General features: G+C 36.7%; 3 protein-coding genes. 1 reads left to right on the forward strand and 2 read right to left on the reverse strand.

Features of this window, described 5'->3' with window-relative positions; genetic code table 11:
• Both AC1DJR_RS14895 and cypD read right to left on the reverse strand, forming a co-directional pair.
• Positions 1-622: serine hydrolase (locus AC1DJR_RS14895; protein ID WP_477002908.1), on the reverse strand; the 622-nt coding region annotated here is incomplete at its 3' end.
• A gap of 719 nt (positions 623-1,341) precedes the next feature.
• Complete coding sequence (cypD, locus tag AC1DJR_RS14900) at positions 1,342-4,539, reverse strand: bifunctional P-450/NADPH--P450 reductase (protein WP_477002909.1); 3,198 nt, start codon at positions 4,537-4,539, stop codon at positions 1,342-1,344.
• Positions 4,540-5,188: 649 nt separating this feature from the next.
• Between cypD and AC1DJR_RS14905 the strand changes: the two genes are divergently transcribed.
• The coding region (locus tag AC1DJR_RS14905) for a PhzF family phenazine biosynthesis protein (protein ID WP_477002910.1) at positions 5,189-5,903 on the forward strand (715 nt) is incomplete at its 3' end.

Consider the following 5,903-nt stretch of genomic DNA (forward strand, 5'->3'; position numbering starts at 1 on the left):
CCTTTGGGGTACTAGTATCATGTACGTCTCCTGGATGCACTTCGTTTAATTCTGGTTCAAAACGTTCAGGATTTGTAACGGTATCTCCTACTTCTCTCAGTGATTTTTTGAATTCACTAGGTCCACCTAATTGTTTAAGAATAAGATTTTGTGCAGTATTATCACTATATCGAAGGGAAGCATCTGCAAGCTCTTTCAGAGTCATACCTGTATCAACATACTTTTCTGTAATTGGATTGTAATTAACAAGATCTTCACGAGTATACAAAACTCTTTGATTTAGATCTTCTATTGATTTCTTTTGTAAAAGTACTCCCACAGCTAAAGCTTTGTGGGTCGATGCGTATGCAAACCGTTTATCTGATTGATACGTAACGGTTTGATTCGTATCAGTGTCCAATGCATAAATACCGAGTTTAGCATCAAATTCTTTTTCAAGTTTAGCAAAAGAATCATTACCAGTAGTTTCTTGTTTGATTTGATTTGTTTGTTTCGTTTGTTTAAGTGATTCAGATTGAGTATTACTATCGGAACAGCCTATAAGCGTTGCACATGAAAGAAATACTACAGGYACMATCTTTTTGTAATGTAAAATGTTWAARAACTTGTTTAARACKAWCATAMATTTTCAACCTCTTTCAAGAATATATGGTTTTTCTAGGTGTTATACATATCGATACAATTAAAGAGTGTATCGGATATCACTCTTCTTGCATCTCACTTTTCATAAAATGAGCGAACTATCATGAACACCTATTTTATACGTATACTTAATAGACAACCTAAGTAACAAGTTTGTTCCATCTAATTGTCAAATGAATTACCTATTATTTTTCTACGGCGAAACTCAGTCCAGAGATTATAGAAGRTATACTTAATTTGATAAATTCCCCCAGYGATTTRACACYGTSCTAAAAACTGTTCAGCCAGTGCGCAAAGGTTTATATTTAAAATTTCAAATCRCGTYAAGAAATTGRTTAACACCKTGCCCTTCAAGCTAAGATTATATAGCTTTGGTTTCATATGAGTTTTTTTCTTTTTCTACAGTATCAGTCCAGCTCATTTAAAAATAAGAAAATCCCGCATTCAATAAAAATACGGGATTTTTATAAAGTGAAACTTTAATCAGTGGGGGTTTTGTTCAGCGCCCACTGATTATTAGTTGAACCAATCGGGCTTTTACGGGCAGTTGATCCCCCACCTAACTTCTTTGCTTCCGCTGAATTTTGAGGTGGGGGTCTTACTGCCCACAAATAGCGGGATAAATAAGTTTATTTTTTAATTAACACTTATTCGAAAGAAGTTCATTCGTTACATATTACTTATCTAATTAAGAAAAATTCATATACCAGCCCAAACATCTTTTCCATATCGCCCTTCATCTTGCACACGTTCCAACCAATCCCTTGCTTCTTGTTCACTGACTTCATGAATTTCTTGATATGCTTGACAAAGGGTATCTTCTACATCCGGAGCCATTTTACTTCCATCACCACATATATAAAGATGAGCTCCATTATCTAATAACGAAATTAAATTGATTCTATCTTGTTTTATTAAATGCTGTACATATGTTTTTGGATATCCTTCTAAGCGAGAAAAAGCTGTGTGTAAAGAAATCAATCCATCTCTTTCATCATTTTCCAGTTCTGTACGATAGAGATAATCCTTTTCAGGATGACGGCAACCAAAATATAGATGCGCTTGTCCTAAGTTAATACCTTTTTGCTTTTGAACACGACGCGCTTGTAAGAATCCACGGAATGGTGCAATTCCAGTACCTGGCCCAACCATGATAATTGGTGTTTCTGGATTTTCAGGTAATTGAAAGTTTGATTGTGGCGTTCGAATGAAACAGATAATCTCATCTTTATTATGACGCTGAGCTAAATAATTAGAAGCGACTCCTTCATATGTCCCTTCCCCACTCCATGCAGGCGCATTAACAACACCAACCGTAATGCTCAGACGATTTTGTGCAACGAGTGGAGAGCTTGAAATAGAATAGTAACGCGGTTTGAGCGCAGGAAGAAGTTCTAAAAAGCGTTCAAATCGGATTTCACAAGCCTCATACTTTTCAAGAAGATTCAACATTGAAATACGTTTTTTTAATATTTTTTCATGATAAACTCCTTCTTCCAATAATGATTCCAATTCCTTTTTATGAGGAGGGCATGCTGTGAATGTCACCATTTCTCGTATTTGTGCTCGAGTGGCTGCTTCTTGCACTTCGACACTATAACTAAGAAGGTCCAATAAACTAACAGGACTGTCTAAAGGTATGTGATTTACACTTCGTCCACTTGCACTCAGTATGACTTGATCCTTCCCATTTAATCCAAAGCGTTTTAAAATTCGGTTGACATTTCTCTGGCTATTAATTGGCAGCACTCCAAGGTGGTCTCCTTCTTGATACGTAGCACCTTCTGGCAAGGATACCTCGATATGTCGCGTACTTCTATCACTGCTGGATGATTGAAGTTCACGATTTTCTAGTATAGATGCATAAACTGCTTCATATGTTCGCGCAAGTGGAGATCCTCCAAGACGACTGACAAATTGCAGACTCAAAGTACTGCGCTCCTTTTCCATATTTTTGTTGAGTTCCAATCCAAATGCCTTCATCGCATCAGACCACATGCTTTGTTTCCATTGCTCGAGCTGTTCCTCGAAATCACCACTTGCATCCGCTTCTCCGCGTTTAGAAAATCTTGTTGCTCCTTTTTGAGCCATTTGCTCATCAATGTATCTTGGAATCCGCTGATAGGTACTAGCCCAATTATGATCTCCACAACCAAAAACTGCGTATTGAACGCCTTTTAGCTCATCCGCTTTTAATTCCTCTAGCCACTGCACAAACTGCCCTGCATTACTTGGCGGCTTTCCATTATAAGAAGAAGTTACAATAAGAACTGCTCCTTCTTTTGGCAGACTTCCAATTCGATCGTTAAGAGCTACCACTTCCGTTTGAACACCTTCTAAACTAGCTGTATCTGCTAGTTCTCTTGCAATACCTTCTGCTACCCCTGTATCCGAGCCATACAGAACAAGAAGCGAAAGATTATCGGCTCCAATAATAGAAGGAGTCTTCTGAACTTGCTGCTTGATTTCATGGTCTTTCTGCTTCTCCTCTATAGGTGCAAGGACAGTAGGATGGCTGATCGTTTGATTTCGGGGTAGAATCCTAATCTTAAAATCACCGGGCTTTAGCGTTAATGTTTGTTTTACGTCCAGCTGATAGTTTTGATAATCGATTAATTCAAAATGTTGAAGAAGCATTCCCATTACGAGAGTGGCTTCATGAAGTGCAAACTGCATACCGATACACGCTCGTTGACCATTTCCAAATGGCTTATAAGCATGATGAGGAACCTTATCCGGCTCTTCAAATCGTTCAGGTTGAAATTCTTCCACATTGTCTCCCCATGCGTCTTTATCCCTATGTAGCTGTGGAATAAGAACAGAAATACGATCTTCYCCTTTCTTAATTGGRTATTTCCCACCAATCACTGTATCTTCTTTTGCATAGAGACTGAATGCTGGAGCAGTAGGCCATAGACGTAGCGATTCATTTAAAATCATCCGTATGTACTTAAGTTTCATAACTTGTTGATATGTTGGAGTAGGATCTGTCAATACCCGATCTACTTCTTCATAGGCTTTTTTCAACTTATCCGGATTCTTTAATAAAAAATAGATTGCAAAAGATAACAATCCGCTTGTTGTCTCATGCCCAGCTATTAAAAAAGTGATAATTTGAAAACGAATATTTTCATCATCTAATTTTTCACCAGTTTCCGGATCCTGCACATTTAACATACGGGAAAGTAAATCATTTTCTTCCTGATTTCCATTGCTTTTACGTTCAGCAATAATATTGTCTACTAAAGAAAACATGGATTGAATATCATGCTGAAATTGACGTTTCGTTCTCCACATGAGTTTGTCTTCTATATCCAGTCGCTGTAATTGGTGCATCGCCTCATCTAGAGCACGGCTCATGCTAGTGATAAAAGGATGAGCTGTTTCACGATAAAAGCTATTAAATCGGTAATTAAAACCACATAGACCAATTGTATCCAATGTAAGGCGGGTCATATCCTCCGGAACATCCACATTTTCATTTGGATTAAGTCGTGCCCATTTTTGAACGAGTTGTACGGCAATATCAACCATCATGGCATGGTAATCTTTCATTGCCCGTTGGCTGAATGTAGGCATCAAAATATTATGAGCTTTTTTCCAGTTAGGCTCGTGAGTCTCACTTGTAAATAATCCGTCCCCAGCAAAGGCACGAACCTTTGCTAAAGCACCCTCTATACTTTTATCGAACCGTGTTTCGTCACAGACTTCTGCAACCAGTTCATGTCCAGAAACGACAATGATGGTATCACTTAAAGTTTGAATTCGAAAAATGGGGCCATACTCTTCCGCTAGCTTGATAAAGGATAAGGTCGGTTTATCTTTATCGATTAATGGGAGATTCCCCAGTGGTCCATATGTTTTCGGCTGAGGAATGGCAGATACTTTTTTTTCCATTAAAAACACCCTTTCAAAAAAGCATGAAATAAAATATCCCATTCAATAAAGAGGAGATAGCAATGAATCGCCTGGGATAAAGATATGTAATTGATTACCTTATTTTATCTTTTCCCTAACTATTCATGATTATGATATTGCGTATAAGGTTTGGTAATCTAAGTTGGTTGTTGGCTATTAGATTTGTAACTTGCAGAAAAAATACTAATTTAAAATGAAGCGAATTATTATAATTGGAGCATTATAATGTTGGTGTTAAAAGATCATCTAAAATTATTAATGTTTATGAGAAATTGCAAAACGGATGTCATCTCTTGTATTTGTTTATAAAACGCTCATTTTGATTCATCTTTTTTATAAATCAAATTCAACCTAAAAACTTCCCCACATATTTTGATCAAACTTTATTTTACAGCTACAGTTGCACTACATATCCGTCAAGCTAAGAAAAGCGAATAYCCAAAACAAAGAAGTTGACGAGCATAAGATTATAGTATTTGGAAAGCCCCTAGTTTCTAATGTCCAGTCAAACAAATACGATAAGCAAGTAATTGTTTGTCTCTTGCTTTATAGCAAATTTATCCAACAACATTTATACGTAGTGCTTTCTATGCTACAATTTACTATAAGTGAGGAAGGCAGGTGTCTTATGAAAATATCCGTTTATGTTGCAAGTGCATTTAGCAAGGATCATAAAGGCGGAAATAAAGCAGGAGTGGTATTTATTGAGAATACATTGACCACTACTCAAAAAATGGCAATAGCCAAACAACTGGGCTATGCGGAAACCGCATTTATATCAGAATCTAAAATTGCTGATTATAAATTTGAGTATTTTACACCAAAAGAAGAAGTTGATTTATGTGGTCATGCCACAATTGGCTCTTTCGCGATACTGATGCATTTAAATAAACTTTTCAGGAATCGCTATACGATTGAAACGAACAGCGGTGTTCTTACTATTACCATAAAAGATGACATGATATTCATGGAACAAAACAAACCGATATTCTATGATATTGTATCTCCAAACGAGTTCATCGACTGTTTTGACATTAAAGCTATAGACAATACATACCCAATTCAAATTGTCTCCACGGGCTTAAAAGATATTTTAATTCCTATAAAAAGCGAAACACGATTACATGCACTGCAACCTAATTTTGAAAAAATTAAAGAAATCAGCAAGTATTATAATGTTGTCGGGATGCATCTATATACTTTTAATGACAATCGAATTATATGCAGAAATTTCGCTCCACTATACGACATCAATGAAGAAGCAGCGACTGGAACTTCAAACGGTGCATTAGCTTGCTACCTTTATGAACAGCACTACTTGCAAAAAGAAGTCTATGTATTTG

The sequence above is a fragment of the Bacillus sp. 05T31 genome, from assembly GCF_056396725.1.